16 protein-coding genes are annotated in these 16,674 nt (G+C 45.1%); 1 reads left to right on the top strand and 15 read right to left on the bottom strand.

Annotation, left to right across the window (positions count from 1 at the left end; genetic code table 11):
* Positions 1–11: 11 nt before the first annotated feature.
* The 10 genes from smc to SIN01_RS01025 form a co-directional block, all read right to left on the bottom strand.
* Positions 12–3,581, bottom strand: a complete 3,570-nt coding sequence (smc, locus tag SIN01_RS01070) for a chromosome segregation protein SMC (protein WP_010023237.1) — start codon at positions 3,579–3,581, stop codon at positions 12–14.
* Between the two features lie 172 nt (positions 3,582–3,753).
* Positions 3,754–4,482: a ribonuclease III gene (gene rnc / locus SIN01_RS01065; protein ID WP_010023238.1), complete on the bottom strand. Its 729-nt coding sequence runs from the start codon at positions 4,480–4,482 to the stop codon at positions 3,754–3,756.
* A gap of 115 nt (positions 4,483–4,597) precedes the next feature.
* Positions 4,598–4,840 (bottom strand): acyl carrier protein, encoded by a 243-nt coding sequence (acpP, locus tag SIN01_RS01060; RefSeq protein ID WP_010023240.1) that lies wholly within the window; start codon positions 4,838–4,840, stop codon positions 4,598–4,600.
* A 114-nt stretch (positions 4,841–4,954) separates the two neighbouring features.
* Positions 4,955–5,701 carry a 3-oxoacyl-[acyl-carrier-protein] reductase gene (fabG, locus tag SIN01_RS01055; protein ID WP_010023242.1) on the bottom strand — a complete coding sequence of 249 codons (747 nt, stop codon included), beginning with the start codon at positions 5,699–5,701 and terminating at the stop codon, positions 4,955–4,957.
* Positions 5,702–5,703: 2 nt separating this feature from the next.
* Positions 5,704–6,651: an ACP S-malonyltransferase gene (gene fabD, locus SIN01_RS01050; RefSeq protein WP_010023243.1), complete on the bottom strand. Its 948-nt coding sequence runs from the start codon at positions 6,649–6,651 to the stop codon at positions 5,704–5,706.
* A 64-nt stretch (positions 6,652–6,715) separates the two neighbouring features.
* Positions 6,716–7,291 (bottom strand): transcription factor FapR, encoded by a 576-nt coding sequence (gene fapR, locus SIN01_RS01045; RefSeq protein ID WP_010023244.1) that lies wholly within the window; start codon positions 7,289–7,291, stop codon positions 6,716–6,718.
* Between the two features lie 236 nt (positions 7,292–7,527).
* Positions 7,528–9,576: an ATP-dependent DNA helicase RecG gene (gene recG, locus SIN01_RS01040; protein ID WP_010023245.1), complete on the bottom strand. Its 2,049-nt coding sequence runs from the start codon at positions 9,574–9,576 to the stop codon at positions 7,528–7,530.
* A complete protein-coding gene (sdaAA, locus tag SIN01_RS01035; protein WP_010023246.1) occupies positions 9,576–10,475 on the bottom strand; it encodes an L-serine ammonia-lyase, iron-sulfur-dependent, subunit alpha in 900 nt (299 codons plus the stop codon). Before sdaAA ends, recG begins: the two co-directional genes overlap by 1 nt.
* Positions 10,476–10,508: 33 nt before the next feature.
* Positions 10,509–11,171, bottom strand: coding sequence for an L-serine ammonia-lyase, iron-sulfur-dependent subunit beta (gene sdaAB / locus SIN01_RS01030; RefSeq protein ID WP_010023248.1), 663 nt, complete (start codon positions 11,169–11,171; stop codon positions 10,509–10,511).
* Between the two features lie 15 nt (positions 11,172–11,186).
* Positions 11,187–11,585, bottom strand: coding sequence for an Asp23/Gls24 family envelope stress response protein (locus tag SIN01_RS01025; protein ID WP_010023249.1), 399 nt, complete (start codon positions 11,583–11,585; stop codon positions 11,187–11,189).
* Positions 11,586–11,835: 250 nt separating this feature from the next.
* Here SIN01_RS01025 and rpmB point away from each other — a divergent pair, with 250 nt between their 5' ends.
* Positions 11,836–12,024 (top strand): 50S ribosomal protein L28, encoded by a 189-nt coding sequence (rpmB, locus tag SIN01_RS01020; protein WP_010023250.1) that lies wholly within the window; start codon positions 11,836–11,838, stop codon positions 12,022–12,024.
* A gap of 130 nt (positions 12,025–12,154) precedes the next feature.
* Here rpmB and spoVM read toward each other — a convergent pair whose 3' ends face one another.
* The 5 genes from spoVM to SIN01_RS00995 form a co-directional block, all read right to left on the bottom strand.
* On the bottom strand, positions 12,155–12,235 hold the full coding sequence (spoVM, locus tag SIN01_RS01015; protein WP_010023251.1) for a stage V sporulation protein SpoVM: 81 nt from the start codon (positions 12,233–12,235) through the stop codon (positions 12,155–12,157).
* A gap of 99 nt (positions 12,236–12,334) precedes the next feature.
* On the bottom strand, positions 12,335–12,976 hold the full coding sequence (locus SIN01_RS01010; RefSeq protein WP_010023252.1) for a thiamine diphosphokinase: 642 nt from the start codon (positions 12,974–12,976) through the stop codon (positions 12,335–12,337).
* Between the two features lie 44 nt (positions 12,977–13,020).
* On the bottom strand, positions 13,021–13,911 hold the full coding sequence (gene rsgA / locus SIN01_RS01005; RefSeq protein ID WP_010023253.1) for a ribosome small subunit-dependent GTPase A: 891 nt from the start codon (positions 13,909–13,911) through the stop codon (positions 13,021–13,023).
* A 32-nt stretch (positions 13,912–13,943) separates the two neighbouring features.
* On the bottom strand, positions 13,944–15,917 hold the full coding sequence (pknB, locus tag SIN01_RS01000) for a Stk1 family PASTA domain-containing Ser/Thr kinase (RefSeq protein WP_010023255.1): 1,974 nt from the start codon (positions 15,915–15,917) through the stop codon (positions 13,944–13,946).
* Positions 15,914–16,663 carry a Stp1/IreP family PP2C-type Ser/Thr phosphatase gene (locus SIN01_RS00995; RefSeq protein ID WP_010023257.1) on the bottom strand — a complete coding sequence of 250 codons (750 nt, stop codon included), beginning with the start codon at positions 16,661–16,663 and terminating at the stop codon, positions 15,914–15,916. The genes pknB and SIN01_RS00995 overlap by 4 nt, the downstream gene beginning before the upstream one ends.
* Positions 16,664–16,674 lie beyond the last annotated feature (11 nt).

Here is a 16,674-nt window from a genome sequence, read left to right as displayed (position 1 = left end):
GCCAAAACGTGTTAGCTTCCCACTGTAAGTAATTCCTCCGTATCTTCCAAGCGTACCGAAACAAGCCGCGATACGCCGGACTCCTGCATCGTAACGCCGTAGAGCACATCAGAGCGTTCCATTGTCCCGTGTCTGTGCGTCACCACGATAAATTGTGTTTCGGCACTGAACTTTTTCAGAAATGCGGCATAGCGGTCCACATTAGCATCATCAAGTGCTGCTTCCACTTCATCTAAGACACAAAAAGGTACCGGACGAACCTTTAAAATGGCAAAAAGAAGAGCAATCGCGGTTAGTGCGCGCTCACCGCCTGAGAGCAGCGAGAGTCTCTGCAGCTTTTTGCCAGGCGGTTCAGCAAGAATATCGACGCCGCTATTCAGCATATCCTCAGGAGCAATCAACTGAAGATCAGCGCGCCCACCGCCGAACAGTTCTTGAAAGACGCTTCGGAAATGTTTACGAATCTGTGTGAAGGTTTCTGTGAAACGTTGTTCAACCACTTGATCCATCTCAGTCATCACATGGTTCAGCGTCTCCCGCGCTTTCAACAGATCGTCTCTCTGACTGGTCAAAAACTGATGCCGCTCCTGAACTGCTCGATGTTCTTCAATGGCGCCAATATTGACTGTCCCAAGCTCCTCAATCGCCCGTTTAATCAGTTTGACTTTTTTGCGCGCTTCGGAAACATCCATCGTTAATGTGTATTTTTCTTTTGCAGCTTCGATCGTAAGTTCGTACTCATCTCTTAATGTATCTAAAAGATGATCCAGTTGAACATCCATTCGACCGAGACTTACATTCTTTTCTTGATATAACGCAGTGATTCGATTCAGTGTATCCCGCCGGCTTGCGATCATTGTCTCGTCATCCGCAAGCGCCCTCTGACGTACTTCGCGGTCTTTGCGCATCGACGTTAATTCATCAGCCAGAGCTGTTTTTGCTTCTTTTGCGGTGGCGATACGTTGTTTTAGTTTATCTTCATCTATGTGCTGATCGGCCAGTTCAGAATCGATCCCTTGTACCGATGCACGCAACGCTTCAATCGATGCCTCAAGTTCGTCCACTTTAGCCTTTGATTGTGCGGCGCGTTCTTTTTGATGTGCTGCAATCTGAATCTGTTCCGCAAGTTTCACTTTAAGCGCCGTAATTTCCGACTGCAAGGCCTCTTTTGAGGAATCAATATCTTCACGGCTCTTTGTCAAGCTGCTAATCTCTGCTGTAAGATCAGTACCTTTTTTTTCGTATTCGACAGACAATTGGTCAATTTCAGCTAACCGAGCATTGACTTTCTCATGTTCCAAATTGAAGTCGCCATTCTCTCTAGTCAGCAAGTGGTATTTTTCTTGTCCTGCTTTTTCTTCTGCTTCTGCTTCTCGTTTCTGAACCTCGATCTCACGATACTGATCCAATACCTTCTGCAGCTGTGCACGAATTTTATTTGTTTCAAGTTCATCGGCTGCCATTTGATTTTTAAGTTCTGAGAAATCTTTATGTAATTGGGCTCTTTTCTCAGTCATTTCTTTAATTTGACGGCTGAGTTCATCAAGTTCCGTACTTCTGCCGATCAAACTTCCTTGCCGCTGTTTCGCGCTCCCCCCGGTCATCGCACCTCCTGGCGAAACAACATCGCCTTCCAAGGTCACAATTCGATAACGATAATTCACATGCCGGGCGATCTGATTTGCGCCCTCCAAATTTTTTGAAATAATGACCGTTCCGAGTAAAAAGTCAATAATTTTTTGGTACTGCGGCGCGCAAGTTACAAGATCCGAACCCGAACCAATGAAGGCATCGATTTGTTGCAGATTTGCGTGCTCTGACCGGCCAATTGATTTCGGGCGAATCACCGACAAGGGCAAAAAGGTTGCACGGCCGGATTTGTTGCGCCGAAGGAATTGTATCGCCTGCCTGCCCGCCGCTTCATCTGCAACCACAACATTTTGTGAAGAACCGCCTAATGCCGTCTCAATAGCAGTACTATGTGCTTTCTTCACCTGAATTAATTCAGCTACGGCGCCATGAATACCCGAAAGGCGTTTGCGGTTCTTTAGGACCACTTTGACGCCTTGGTAATAGCCGGCATAGTCGTCTTTTAAGGATTCGAGCAGTTCCCGGCGCGACTTTGCCTGATCAATAAACCGGCTGATTTGTTCCACGGCGTCACGCTCTTTCGCGTAGCGTTTTTGCCCTTTGTCAAGTCGCGCTTGATACAGCTCATAGTCCGCTTGCAGCTGTTTCCCATTTTTTTGTATCGCTTCCAGTTTCTCAACAAGTGCCTTCTTTCGATTCCCTGCTTGTTCAGCGACCTTCTTTACTTCTTCAGTATTCGTTTGAATGCGCGTTTTTTTCGTCTTTAAAGATTCGATTTGGTCCGTTAGGTAGCGGCGCTCGTTGCGCATCGATGCTTGTTCATTCAGGATTTCAATATAGTCGCTTTTCAGTTTCTCGATTCGTTCATCTAAATTTTGCGCAAAGCCATGAAACTTTTTTTGTTTTTCAGACAGCTGCTTCTGAAGTTCTTTCTGAATCGATGCTTCTTGTTGATCCTTTGCAAAAGCCTCTTTTACATGTTCTTTTTCGCATGCTAATTGTTCCGTTAACCGGGCGATCCGCTCATTCAATTCTTCAGCACTGCTTTGTGCATGTTTATTCCGTTCATTTAATACTTGCCGGTTTCCAAGCAGCTTTTCCAGTTGTTCACCTGCTTCTGCCCATGCGGTTTGCTTCGCTTCAATCGTTCGATCAATTTGCTCGAGGGCGATGCGATTGTCTCGATACATTTGATCATGCTGGTCGATTTCAGTACTTAACGATTCTTTTTTTGTCTTTAATTCGTCAACCTGCTGCTTTGTTTGTGTCCATTCATTGTGAAGCGTTTCAATATCATGAGCGAGCAGCGCAATATCGACCTCTTCAAGCTCGCTTTTTTTCGCTAAATAATCCTTGGCTACAGATGCTTGTTGTTCAAGAGGATCGAGTCGTTCCGCTAATTCATGCAAAATATCCTCAACACGATTCAAGCTGTCTTCGGATTCATTGAGTTGTTTTTCTGCCGCTTGCTTGCGTAACTTATATTTAAGTACACCTGATGCTTCTTCAAAAATGCGCCGCTTCTCATCGGCTTTACTATTTAGTATTTCGTCAATTTTTCCTTGACCGATCACTGAATAAGCTTCTTTACCTAATCCGGAATCCATGAACAAGTCAACAATATCCTTTAGGCGGCAGCTTTGGCGGTTGAGTTGAAATTCGCTTTCCCCCGACCGGAAAACTCTGCGTGTCACACTAATTTCGCTGTAATCCATTGGAATATAGCGATCACTATTCTCTAGAGTAAGGGTAACCTCAGCCATATTAACCGCTTTTTTTGCATCGCTTCCTGAAAAAATGATATCTTCCATTTTCGATCCGCGCAGAGATTTAGCCGACTGCTCCCCAAGCACCCAGCGGATTGCTTCAGTAATATTGCTTTTCCCGCTTCCGTTCGGCCCGACAACTGCAGTCACGCCTGGAACAAATGCAACCGTTGTCTTATTGGCAAACGATTTAAAACCTGAGACATCCAATCGTTTGAGGAACATCTCAATCCCTCCGTTTCATTCCGTCATTCATCTTCATTTCTTTTTCTTTTCAATCTGCTTCTTTCTTCCATGTGACAGGGCGAGTTGGACTCACAATCATTTGCTCCTTTGATCATACCCGATTCTCGCTTATCCTGTAACAAAAGCAGCCGAAGTCTCCCGGCTGCTTTTGTTACTCGGCGAGATTTCTCAGCGCCTTTGATGCCGCGCTCTGCTCCGAGTCTTTCTTTGAATGTCCCTTTCCCTTCCCGATCACTTCGCTATTGAGCAACACATGGGACGTAAACTCGCGATGATGGGCCGGGCCTTTTTCTGAAATCAGTTCATAATCCAGTTCACCAAGATTTTTTCGTTGAACGGTTTCTTGAAGCTGACTCTTGTAATCCATCACATGGGAAAAAGAACCGTCGCTGATTCTTGGATAAACGACTTTCTCTAAAAACCGCTCAACCTCTTGAAGTCCCTGATCGAGATATAGAGCGCCAACAAATGCTTCGAATACATCCGCAAGCAACGACGGACGCTTTCTTCCCCCGGTTACTTCCTCACCTCTGCCAAGGAAAATCATTTCTTCAAAGGAAAGTGAAGAGGCAAATTGAAACAAGCCCGTTTCGCAGACGATTGCAGCGCGAAGTTTTGTCATATCTCCCTCAGACAATTCAGGATAATTCTTAAATAAATGCTGCGAAATCAAAAGTTCTAATACCGCATCCCCAAGAAATTCGAGTCGCTCGTAATCATCCTGAGACTCTCGACGGTGCTCATTCACATAAGATGAATGAGTAAATGCTTGTTTTAATAGTGTTTCATTTTGAAAGGAAAAGGAAAAATCATCAAGAAAATGATGCAACCTTTTCGTTACTTCTTTTTCGTGGCTCAGTTCTTTTTTTGAACTTGGCACACACATCACCTCCGATAACAAACGCAAAATCCATTCTTCCCAATTCAATAAAAAATAAGAAGTCCCGCCCTTATAAACGGATTTATAAAAACGGGACCCATGGGTTTAGAGAATCTCAGGATTTATGGTTCTCTATGTAAGATACGACGTCACCGACGGTTTGAATCTTTTCCGCATCTTCATCGGAGATTTCCAAATTAAATTCATCTTCAAGTTCCATGACAAGTTCTACAATGTCAAGTGAATCTGCGTCGAGATCTTCTTTAAATGAAGCTTCCGTCTTCACGTCTGCTTCGTCTACACCCAATCGATCGACAACGATCTTCTTGACACGTGTCAAAACATCTTCTGCTGCCATGTCTTCACCTCCTCTCGAGGGGCATCTTCCACCTGGAAAACATCTGCAGTTTCTTTCAGTGCGACATTTCTTCTGTTGCCCAAGCCTCTTTTTTTAAAGCATACCTCAATTATTTTATTGCATTGACATACCGCCGTCAATACTTAATGTTTGCCCCGTCATGTATTTGCTGTCTTCTGATGCAAGGAAGGCGACTACATTAGCGACATCCTCCGGCGTGCCAAGTTTGCCAAGCGGAATCTCCTGTTTCATCTTGTCTTTTACTTCTTCAGGCAATTGATCCGTCATGTCCGTTACGATAAAACCAGGTGCGACGGCATTAACCGTTATCCCACGAGACGCGACTTCTCGCGCTGTAGATTTGGTTAAACCAATGACGCCCGCTTTTGCGGCAACATAGTTTGCTTGTCCGGCATTTCCTAAAATGCCGACGACAGAAGCTATGTTAATAATTCTTCCCTGTTTTTGGCGCATCATTGGTCGAATAGCCGCTTTTGTTGTTAAAAATACACCTTTTAAATTGGTATTCAAAACAGCATCCCAATCCTCTTCCTTCATGCGCATCAACAATCCGTCGCGCGTGATTCCTGCATTATTGACGAGGATATCGATCTTTCCAAAGTGCTCTATCGCTGCCTTTATCATTTTTTGAACAGCTTGCTCATCGGATATGTCACATTGCCAGACGAGCGCTTCGCAGCCGGTATTGCGGATTTCTGCTGCTGCGTCCTCCGCCCTTGTTTTGCTTCCTGAATAATTGACAACTACAGAAGCACCGAGTTGCGCAAGCTTCAACGCAATTGCTCTACCAATACCTCTAGAGGCTCCGGTGACAAGGGCAACCTTTCCTTCAAGTGCCATGTTTATGATACACGCTCCTTCAGTTGTTCAACTGCATTTTGCAAGCTTTGAACGTCATTAACTTGGATGACCGTTGCTTTACGATTAATCTTACGAATTAAACCGGAAAGTACTTTTCCAGGACCGACTTCAACAAATGTGTCAACGCCCAATTCAATCAGCCGCTCAACGCTTTCCGTCCAGCGAACCGGTGAATAGATCTGTTCGATTAAATGATTACGAATCTCATCCGCTTCCGATTCTTCTTTAGCGGTGCTGTTTGCAATAACAGCGATCTTCGCATTCTGAACCGGAAGCTGGTCCAAAACGACACGCATTTTTTCGGCTGCCGGTTTCATTAAAGCAGAGTGAAAGGGACCGCTTACTGAAAGGGGAACGACGCGACGAGCGCCGGCTTCAGTTGCACGTTTGGACGCTTGCTCAACGCCTGAAACCGTTCCCGAAATGACAATTTGTCCCGGACAGTTAATATTCGCCGTTTGTACGGATTCTCCTGCTTTTGATACATCGGCACAAAGGGTGGATAATTGATTTGCATCAAGTCCTAAAACGGCTGCCATTGTTCCTTGACCTGCAGGTACAGCTGCCTCCATTAACCGTCCACGTTCTCTTACCGCATGCACGGCGTCCTCAAATCCAAGAACTCCGCCGGCAAACAGCGCACTGTATTCCCCTAGACTGTGACCGGCTAAGTAATCCGGCTTAATGCCTTGCTTTTCCAGCAATGTATACAGCACCGCACTTACAGTCAGCAGTGCCGGTTGCGTATTCTCAGTTTTTTTTAATTGATCATCAGAACCGCTCATAATCAGCTCGGTTAATGGAAAAGATAAACGCTTGTCAGCAGCTTCAAACATCGATTTAGCTTCTGGATAAACATCCAGCAAATCGGCACCCATACCCACTGACTGTGATCCTTGTCCTGGAAAAACAAATGCAATCTTACTCACAACACATCAACCTCCACGAGAAATAATTCATCACGGCAAAACAAGCGAAAGAGCAGCCGACCGCTTACCCTTCCACCCGCTCTTTTCCTCCGTGCGCACGAAACATCGTAAATACACCTTTAAAAACATGATCCCGACCAGAATAGCTATTTACTTCAACGATTGTCCGCACCCGTTCCTTACGCATGACCTTGGCTTTCGCGACCACGCGTTCACCGGATCTTACCGGCCGCATAAATTGAATTTCAGCTTTCGATGTCAGTGCCAATGCGTCATTAATCACTGCTACAGCAAGCGAATTGGCCTGTGCAAACAAATGATGTCCGCGTGCGATACCTGTTCTTGAAAAAACAAAATCAGGGGTAATCTCAAGAATCGAAATGGCACTTGTATCCAACTGCAAATCAAGGATATCTCCAATCACTTCTTCTTTATGAAGTGCTTTAACATCATCGAATTGCCGTTTGGCGACGTGTTTAATCCGCTCCCTGAGCTCAGGGATAGATAGTTCCATCCGATCAAGGCGAATCGTCTGTACACTGACCGAAAACTTCTTTGCCAGTTCATCATCAGTAATAAACGGATTCTCATCAATTGTTTTTTTTAACGTTTCCTGTCTGTCTTTCTTGCTTTTTCTCATCAACTGGCCACCGCCGTCTCGTCCTAATCGCCAGCAACTCGGAATTAAGACTAGATAATAATAGTTAGTATATCATAACAGGTGTACGGGTGACAGATTTCTCTTAAACAAGAAAATCGATCACCTATATACGATACACGCCCCCCTATCGGTTTCATTTTTCCGTTGTGAGTCAAAAAAGTTTTCCACGTTCGCAAGCAGAAATTAAACCGGAACGTATCAATCGACGCATGGGATTAGTCGAGATGGCTTGATTCTCCGAGACCCATTTCTATTAGTGGCTCGCGCAGCAAACGAAAGGTGTCCGACTTCCAAAAAGCTTCAGAGTGAACCAACCTGGCAGCATCATCCCGTGCCGTATTCAATGTTCGATAATCATGTACGAGATCTGCAAGTTTAAAGGATGGCACGCCGCTTTGCTTTGTTCCAAAGAAATCTCCCGGACCACGCAGCTTCAAGTCATAGCCGGAAAGTTTAAACCCATCCGTTGTCTCGGTCATCATACGCATCTTCTCTCTGCTCGTCTCAGATTTGGCATCCGCAAGCAGAACGCAATAGGACTGCACGCTGCCTCGTCCAACGCGTCCACGCAGCTGATGCAGCTGCGATAGGCCAAAACGGTCGGCATCATAAATGATCATAAGTGACGCATTTGGGACATTGACACCGACTTCAACGACAGTTGTTGATACAAGAATTTGCGCGCGATGTTCCTTAAACGCTTCCATAACTTGATCCTTTTCTTCAGAAGTCAGTTTTCCATGCATTAAGGCAACCGAATATTCAGGCAGCGCCTGAGTCAGATACCCATGTACATCGAGTGCATTCTGTACATCGAGTTGCTCTGATTCCTCGATTAATGGGCAAATCACATAGGCTTGTCTGCCTTGATCGAGCTCGTGTTTCATAAAACGAATCACTCGGTCCATCGCATTGTCTTGAACCCAGTATGTTTTAATTTCCTTTCTCCCGCCAGGCAATTGATCAATTGTCGAAACATCCATGTCGCCAAACACCGACAAGGCAAGCGTGCGCGGAATTGGGGTTGCAGTCATATATAGAATATCCGGCTCTTTGCCCTTAAGCCGCAAAGCCCCTCGCTGGCCCACGCCAAATCGATGCTGCTCATCAGTGATTACAAGTCCCAACTGATGAAAATGAACCTCCGGCTGGATCAAGGCATGGGTACCAATCAGAACTTGAACCGCTCCGGAACTTATCTGTTCAAGCAGTTCCCGTCTCCTTTTCCCGCGAACGCTCCCGGTCAGAAGACCGACAGAAACGGAAAAGGGACGGAACAATTCACGCAGCGTTTCTGTGTGCTGTTCCGCAAGTATTTCAGTTGGCGCCATTAAAGCCCCTTGATATCCGGCACATACCGCCGCGTAGAGCGCTATTGCAGCAACGACTGTTTTCCCTGATCCAACGTCGCCTTGAAGCAAACGATTCATCGGTGCAGCATGGGCCATATCTTGCAGTATTTCAGACAGCACCTTATTTTGTGCTTGCGTTAAGGGAAAAGGCAGGGATTTTATGAATGCCTGCAGCTGTTTTGAATCGATCGAAAATGGAATTCCTGTTTCTGAAGCTCGCTTTAATCGCTTGTAGGCTTTCAATTTCAACTGATAGGTGAGAAACTCCTCATAAACAAGTCGTCTCCGCGCCTGATGTAAATGCTGCTGGTCTTCGGGAAAATGGATTGTATGCACCGCCTGCGCTTTTCCTGCCAATTTATAGGCTGTGCGTAGTGAAGCAGGAAGATTTTCCTCTATGATGTCCGGAAATTGTTTAAACGCCTGTTTCACTAAAGTGCGGATTCGTTTAACCGAAACTCCTGCTTTTACCGGATAGACCGGAGCCCATTGGGCGTTTTGATCAGGTTCGCCTTTGTGAAAATCAGTAGCAGCCAGCGTTGCACGATTGCGCTCCCATTTACCGGTAATTGTTACCTGATCACCGATGGATAACATTCGTTTCAGATAAGGCCGATTGAACACGATTACCGATATTAAATAGCGCCCGGTTAAGACGCGAACGCTCAATCGTGACTTTTTCTTTCCGTAATAATTGAGCAACGGGCTGCTCTGCACTTTTCCTAAGACCGTGGTTTGCTCCTGATCTTGAACTTCAGCAAGATCTTTGATTTCATAATTGTCATAGCGATAGGGATAATAATTAAAAAGATCGTCAACAGTCCTGATTCCGAGTTGTTCCAGGTCTTCCGCCAGCCGCGCCCCGACACCGCGAAGCTCTGTAATTGGGTTTTTAGAACGCAACGCTTTCATTATTCTTTTGATACAGACCGCTTGGCATTTAACCCGAAAATTCGTTCTTTCAGAGCACGGCCGGTCTTGGTGTCGGCAAGCCCTCCTAGTGCCGTCTCTCTCAAAGCGGTAGGCATCATTCGGCCCACCCGGTACATCGCGTCAATCACTTCATCACAAGGAATCACGCTTTTAATTCCAGCAAGTGCCATGTCAGCTGCAACGAGAGCACTTGACGCACCGATTGCATTACGTTTCACACAAGGCGCTTCGACCAATCCGGCAACCGGATCGCAAATCAGTCCAAGCAGATTGCCTAATGCGATTGCCATTGCATGGGCGGATTGTTCCGCGGTTCCGCCAGCCATCTCGACTGCCGCAGCAGCAGCCATGCCCGTTGCCGATCCGACTTCTGCCTGACAACCGCCGGCAGCACCGGAAATGGAGGCATTATTTGCAACAACAAAACCAAACGCACCTGCTGTAAATAAAAAAGCGATCATTTGATCTCTGGTTGGATTGAGTTTAGGCTGCAGACCGAATAGAACCCCAGGTACAACACCGGCTGAACCCGCTGTAGGGGTTGCACAGATTGTCCCCATGGCCGCATTGACTTCATTGGTTGCCATCGCTTTACTCACGGCATCCAGTACAACCGATCCGGATAACGATTCATTGTGCTCGATATAATGTTTCAGGAGTCGCGCATCACCTCCGGATAAACCTGAGCGCGACTTGATTTCTTCTTGTAGCCCTCTTTGAACTGCTTTTTCCATAACGGTTAAATGTCCGGACATTTTTTCGATAATTTCCGCACGACTTTTACCGGTTGTTTCAATCTCCGTTTGAATCATCACTTCAGATAGAGGCAGACTTCGACTGTTTGCCTCTTTTACTAGTTCTTCGACCGTTTGAAACATTGAAACATCTCCCCCTCCCCATAAAACTCATGATCAAGTTAAAACAGCAACATTTAATATATTGGGAAGATGCGAAACCCCGGTAACTAAATCATCCCCGATTTCTTCATCTGTTTGAATCACCATGAGTGCTAAACTTCCTTTTTGTTTCCGTGACACTTGCATATAAGAGATATTCATTTCATAAGTTGCGATCAGTCCGGCAACTTCTGCTACAGCACCATACCGATCATGATGCAGGACAAGAAGCGCCGGGTTGCTTCCGGAAAGGGAAACGGAAAATCCGTTTACTTCATGTATTTCTATTTTCCCGCCGCCAATTGATACACCGACGATCTCCATCATTTCATTGCCGTCCGTTAATGAAATTCGCGCGGTATTCGGGTGGTCAACAGGTGTTTGCCTATCTGCTGTAAATGTAATCTTCATCCCCAGTTTCTCAGCAATACTTAATGAATCAGGAAGATTTGGGTTACGCTCATCAAAGTCGAGCAGACCGGCGGCAATAGCCACATCCGTTCCATGTCCTTGATAAGTTTCAGCAAAAGATCCATAAAGGGTCACCGCTGCTTCAATCGGTACCGTGCCAAGCAGCTTTCTTGCAACTCGCCCTATTTTTGCAGCGCCCGCAGTATGGGAGCTTGATGGTCCCACCATTACAGGTCCGATAATATCAAAAACACTTCGATAGTTCATCTCGTTTGACGCTCCTCATACTTGTAGAGTCTGATTCTCTGCCTGTTCTTTCTCCTCAACCAATCGAACCCCTTGAACGAAGATATTGATGGAGGCCGCATTGAGACCAAGCATCTCGTTCAAACTCGCCTTTACTTTCGTCTGAACGTTGCCTGCCACCTCTGAGATTCGCGTTCCATAACTAACAATAATGTACATGTCAATTAATAAATTCTGTTCCTCGTCAAAACGGACAACAATCCCGCGGCTTAAATTATCTTTTTTCAAAAGTTCTGTAAAACCATCTTTCAATTGGTTCTTTGATGCCATACCGACAATACCGTAACAATCCATTGCTGCACCACCGACAATCTTTGAAATGACATCAAGTGAAATGTCGATCTGGCCGAAGTTATTTGTTATCGAAACACTCATATACGCTGCCTCCAAATTCATTTTGCACTAAAACAAATGCGTCGGTCCACCTTGGTTGGTGCGTTTCATCCGCAAACCGATTTAACTTAACGTTATTTTACACTAGCCTAGACAAATTTTAAAGCGAAGGTCCCAAGCACCCGCTTCATCATCGAAAACAACCGAACAAATTCGGTTGCGTGACACCTGCAATCGTGTTACTATGAAGTTATTGCTTTATTGAATTGCTATGGTCAAGGAGGTCATATTAATGGGACGTCGATGCTTTGTAACCGGCAAAACAACGAAGTTTGGTCAAAACCGTTCATTTGCTGAAAATAAATCGAAGAGAACATTTAAAGCGAACTTGCAAAAAGTACGTATCTTGGTTGACGGAAAACCAAAAAGAGTTTATGTTTCGACAAAAGCGCTTAAGTCAGGCAAAGTTGAACGCGCTTGATCCGTAACAATAATGTATTGATGAACATCAAAAGAGCCGAATCTTATCTAAGATTCGGCTCTTTTGACTGATTTGCTTTAGCAAAAAAAGGCACCTCGTTTGAGATGTCTTTTTTTGCTCTGCGAGCCGATTATCCCTTCTTAAAAGAACCGAGGAGGGCTCTCACAATACTCGCTAAGAATCTTGGCAGCTTAATCGTATAAAATTTCATTGCACTGCTCCTCCTTGTCTCAAGCGCCGACATCCATAATCACGTGCTTCTAAACTATATGAATGGATGAGAAAAAGTATGCCCGGATCGGCTGCTCATCTAATCACGACATTGCATCATCAGCAGACAGCCTTTTGAAAAGGAAACGGTAAATGAATCTTTTTCAGCCTCATTGCTGATGCATCGGCTTGATCCCAAAGGAAGTACAGCATCTTGAAGCGGATACTTTAAACCGGACAATGTCAGCCCCATAACTTTTTCAGTCAGCGCAAGAAATGAAAGATAACGATATGATGAATTGCTCTTTATAGGATATGTGCCCGGAGTCAATAATGTGATCTTGTTTTTCTTATCGACAATCGCCACATCAACCGATTGACTGACCGCCCGCATCAATAATTGCACACTTGCCAGTGTATGATCCATTCGTCCGCCAGTCGCACCGAAGATTAAACAGTGCTCAGGCTTTCGGCTTAATGCCCAATCAAGTGCCAGCTCAAGATCTGTTTTGTCTTTTTCCGGAGAATAGGAACGAAGCAGCAATCGTTGTCCATTGACTTCCTCCCGCTCCTCATCACTGAGCGAATCAAAATCACCAAATGCAATCATCGGTTTGATTTGCTGTCTTAATAAGACGATCGTCCCATGGTCCGCCCCGATCCATTCATAATCCGAATATTCCGGTGCATGTAAATCAGGCACGAGCACATCCGGTCCGCCAGCAACAATTGCAAGTTTCATACGCGTCTGCATCTCCTCATCGCAAATTCGAAAAAAACGAGAAATTATTGATATTTCTTTCGTTCACGCTCTTTAAGTTCCTGAAAAAACAAACTGTAATGCGCGTAGCGTTTTTGATCGATTTCTCCCGCAGAAACCGCTTCTTTCACGCGGCAATTCGGTTCTGCCAGATGCGTGCAGCCCCTAAAGCGGCAGCCGTCCCGGTAAGCGGAAAATTCGGGGAAACAGTTTTCCAAATCAACGGATACGATCTCTGGAATTTCGAGGGCACTGAATCCCGGTGTATCTGCAATGTAACCGTCTTCTACAATTGGGATTAATTCGGTATGACGTGTCGTGTGCTTTCCTCTTCCCAAAGCTTGTGAAATCGATTGGGTTTCAATGCTTAATGAGGAATTAAGATGATTGAGCAGCGTTGATTTGCCGACACCGGATTGCCCGGTGACCACGCTGATTCGGTGAGCCATTTGTTTCTTCAGCTCGGAAATTCCTTCATTAGTGACACTTGAGATAAAAAAAACAGGATAACCGATACGTTCATAAATATTTATCTGCGTCTTAAATTTAGATAAATCATTCGCGGTTAACAGGTCCTTTTTTGTAAAGCAGATCAGCGAATGAATCGCATGTGCTTCCATAGTAACGAGAAATCGGTCGAGCAGCTGACAATCAAAAGACGGTTCCTCTACCGAAAAAACAAGAATGGCTTGATCAATATTTGCGATTGGTGGCCGCTTTAATGCATTTTTTCGTGCTTGAATCGATAAAATATAGCCATCGCTCGGCTTCTTTGCCTCATACGTAACGTGATCACCGACAAGCGGACTGACCTTTCTTTTTCTGAAGATGCCGCGTGCCCGGCATTGAATATCCTGATCTCCATTCTTAATGTAATAAAAACCACTTAAGGCTTTATAGATTATTCCTTCAGGCATCGGTAATCTCCTAACTTGTTGCTTACGCTCCATTAACGTGAACGTGGATAGTCAACTGTTCCTGTTTTTTGCTCTTTTTCATCAATTAATACACGGTAACTCCCTTTTTCATCAGGATTGATGGTAAACGGGATTGTATAGGTTTTCGTCTCCGTAATTTCTTCATCAACGAATGGAAATTCAGTATGGTTTGCATCGGTATAGTAGATTTGGACCCGAATCGGTGACGGCTCTTCTGAGTGATCACCCTTGTTCGGATAAACCACTTTGATTGGCTGATCGATCTCTCTAGGCTTCAACTCGCTACCTTTAGAAAGGGAAACATTGATCTCCGCTCCCTGGTTCACCTTACTTCCCGCATCCGGATCCTGTTCAAGCACGCTGCCTTCTGCAACCTCATCGGAATAGTCCCCCTCGGTAAAGTCGGCGACTAATCCCCGGTTTTCTAAGAGTTCAGAGGCTTCCGCTTTGGTTTTGCCCAGCAAATTCGGCACGGTTGCTTGCGGTGCTCCGGTGCTATACGTGAGCTCTAAAATTGTTTTTGACGGAATCACTTTTGTTCCCCGAACAGGATTTTGACGGATAATCTGATCAACGGGAATGCTTGTCGACTCTTCCTCATGCCAGACAATGTCCTTATAGCCGGCGTCTTTCAATGCTTCTTCAACGGTTTCCTTACTGTAGCCGACATAGTTATCCATCGCGACTTTAGAAGCTCCCTTACTTACCGAAAGCGATATTTCTGTGTTCTCCTTTACCTCAACACCTTTTCCAGGACTTTGACTGATCACCTTGCCCGATGCAATGGTTTCACTGACACGATCCGTACGAATCACCTTTAACTTTCGATTCATTAGCGTTTGCTTGGCTGTTTCATAAGTTTGTCCGGTAACATCAGGGACCTGAACATTTGACACATAGAATAGTTTCGGAAGAACTGTAATCCCAATAATTAATCCAGCTGTAATTAATAAAATCAGTATTCCTGAAATGGTCAGCCATTTCTTCGCTCCTGATTTCTTTTCCACTTCATCATGCGTCTCTTTGGATGAATGCGTCATTTTCTGTTCTCGAAGCGAGCCCATATCGTTATTAATCGGAGCCATCTTAATTGTTTTTTCTAAATCTTCTTCAGTACGCTCTTTATCCGGCAATGGCTCAGCGATAATCAGCCGCTCCTCGTTGGCACGGTCCGGATTTAGTGCCGTCATCAAGTCGTTAAGCATCTCTGTAACCGACTCATAGCGGTCATCCGGATTTTTAGCAAGCGCACGAATCATCACATTTTCAATGGATTGCGGTATATCCGAACGAAAATCGCGCGGATAAGGCATCGGCGAATTTAGGTGTTTTAAAGCAACAGAAACCGGTGACGCTCCTGGAAATGGAAGCTTCCCGGTCAAAAGTTCAAACATGACGATACCTAATGCGTAAATATCGGATTTAATCGTCGCTGTGCCGCCCTTCGCTTGTTCAGGCGACAAGTAATGTGCTGATCCCATAATTGAATGCGTGTAGGTAATTGTCGCTCCGCTTACTGCAAGCGCAATGCCGAAATCAGTCACTTTTACTGATTCTGACTCGTTGATTAAGATATTCTGCGGTTTAATGTCACGATGAACGATTCCGTGTTCATGCGCATGACCAATTGCAAGCAGAATTTGTTTCATTATATAAATGGAATCATCAATAGAAATCGGCGAATAATTCTTAATAAATTCCTTGAGCGTCATTCCCTCGATGTATTCCATGACAAGGTAGTAACAATCTTCCTCCCCAATATCGTAGATCGCAACAATATTGGGGTGCGATAAACTCGCAACCGACTCCGCTTCTCGATGAAAGCGACGCACGAATTCTTCATCGCCGGCCAGCTCCGGGCGAAGTGTTTTCACTGCGACAAGGCGGTCCAAAATTAAGTCTTTCGCTTTGTATACCACGGCCATCCCGCCTTCGCCCAGACGGGAGATGATTTGATAGCGCCCACCTACTCGTTTACCAATCATTGTTTTTCACCATCTCTGTCATTAGAGATGAGAATCACTGAAATATTATCCTCGCCACCGGCTCGGTTTGCTTCCTTGACCATCATCCCCGTTTTCTCCTCCAAATTCATTGACTTGTTCATGATTTCTGTTAATCGTTCATCCGTTAATTTATTTGACAAACCATCCGAACAGAGCAGCACATGCGACCAACTTGACCATTCGACAATAGCTGTATCTAGGGCAATCGTTGGTTCTGTCCCGAGCGACCGCATTAATATATTCCGTTTGGGATGGCCTGCTGCTTCATCCTCAGTAATTTGACCTGTTTTAAGCAATTCATTGACAAAAGTATGGTCTTCAGTAATCTGCTTCACCGGTTGAGGATGCTTCCATATGTATATCCTGCTGTCGCCAACAGACGAAACAGCAATAAATTCATTCGTACACAAGGCTGCCGCAAAGGTTGTGCCCATCCCTTTGCACGTATCATGTGATTCTGCATGTTCATACAATCGCAAATTAATTCCGCGAACCAGATGATTCAGCCAAATTTCCGCTTTCTCACGTGTAAAGATGCCCTCATGTTCCATAAATCGCTGAGCCGATAAGTCAACAGCCATCTTGCTGGCAACCTCTCCGGCAGCGTGACCGCCCATTCCATCTGCAACAATCGCCAATAAGCAGCTCTCGCCATTATAAACGCCTACACTATCCTCATTATGAGATCTAATCTTGCCGGGATGCGTGCAATAAGCTGTTTCCACCTGAATCACCT

Source organism: Sporolactobacillus inulinus (genome assembly GCF_006539285.1).
GTDB classification, from domain to species: Bacteria; Bacillota; Bacilli; order Bacillales; family Sporolactobacillaceae; genus Sporolactobacillus; species Sporolactobacillus inulinus.
This window is presented reverse-complemented; position numbering and strand designations above follow the sequence as displayed.

Bases quoted from the DNA above. Each gene is read 5' to 3' on its own strand.
- acpP (WP_010023240.1), bottom strand. From the start codon at position 4,840: ATGGCAGCAGAAGATGTTTTGACACGTGTCAAGAAGATCGTTGTCGAT.
- fabG (WP_010023242.1), bottom strand. From the start codon at position 5,701: ATGGCACTTGAAGGAAAGGTTGCCCTTGTCACCGGAGCCTCTAGAGGT.
- SIN01_RS01025 (WP_010023249.1), bottom strand. From the start codon at position 11,585: ATGAGTGTTTCGATAACAAATAACTTCGGCCAGATCGACATTTCACTT.
- rpmB (WP_010023250.1), top strand. From the start codon at position 11,836: ATGGGACGTCGATGCTTTGTAACCGGCAAAACAACGAAGTTTGGTCAA.
- recG (WP_010023245.1), bottom strand. From the start codon at position 9,576: ATGAAAGCGTTGCGTTCTAAAAACCCAATTACAGAGCTTCGCGGTGTC.
- pknB (WP_010023255.1), bottom strand. From the start codon at position 15,917: ATGATTGGTAAACGAGTAGGTGGGCGCTATCAAATCATCTCCCGTCTG.
- sdaAB (WP_010023248.1), bottom strand. From the start codon at position 11,171: ATGAACTATCGAAGTGTTTTTGATATTATCGGACCTGTAATGGTGGGA.
- sdaAA (WP_010023246.1), bottom strand. From the start codon at position 10,475: ATGTTTCAAACGGTCGAAGAACTAGTAAAAGAGGCAAACAGTCGAAGT.
- rsgA (WP_010023253.1), bottom strand. From the start codon at position 13,911: ATGCCTGAAGGAATAATCTATAAAGCCTTAAGTGGTTTTTATTACATT.
- smc (WP_010023237.1), bottom strand. From the start codon at position 3,581: ATGTTCCTCAAACGATTGGATGTCTCAGGTTTTAAATCGTTTGCCAAT.
- SIN01_RS01010 (WP_010023252.1), bottom strand. From the start codon at position 12,976: ATGAAACTTGCAATTGTTGCTGGCGGACCGGATGTGCTCGTGCCTGAT.
- fapR (WP_010023244.1), bottom strand. From the start codon at position 7,291: ATGAGAAAAAGCAAGAAAGACAGACAGGAAACGTTAAAAAAAACAATT.
- spoVM (WP_010023251.1), bottom strand. From the start codon at position 12,235: ATGAAATTTTATACGATTAAGCTGCCAAGATTCTTAGCGAGTATTGTG.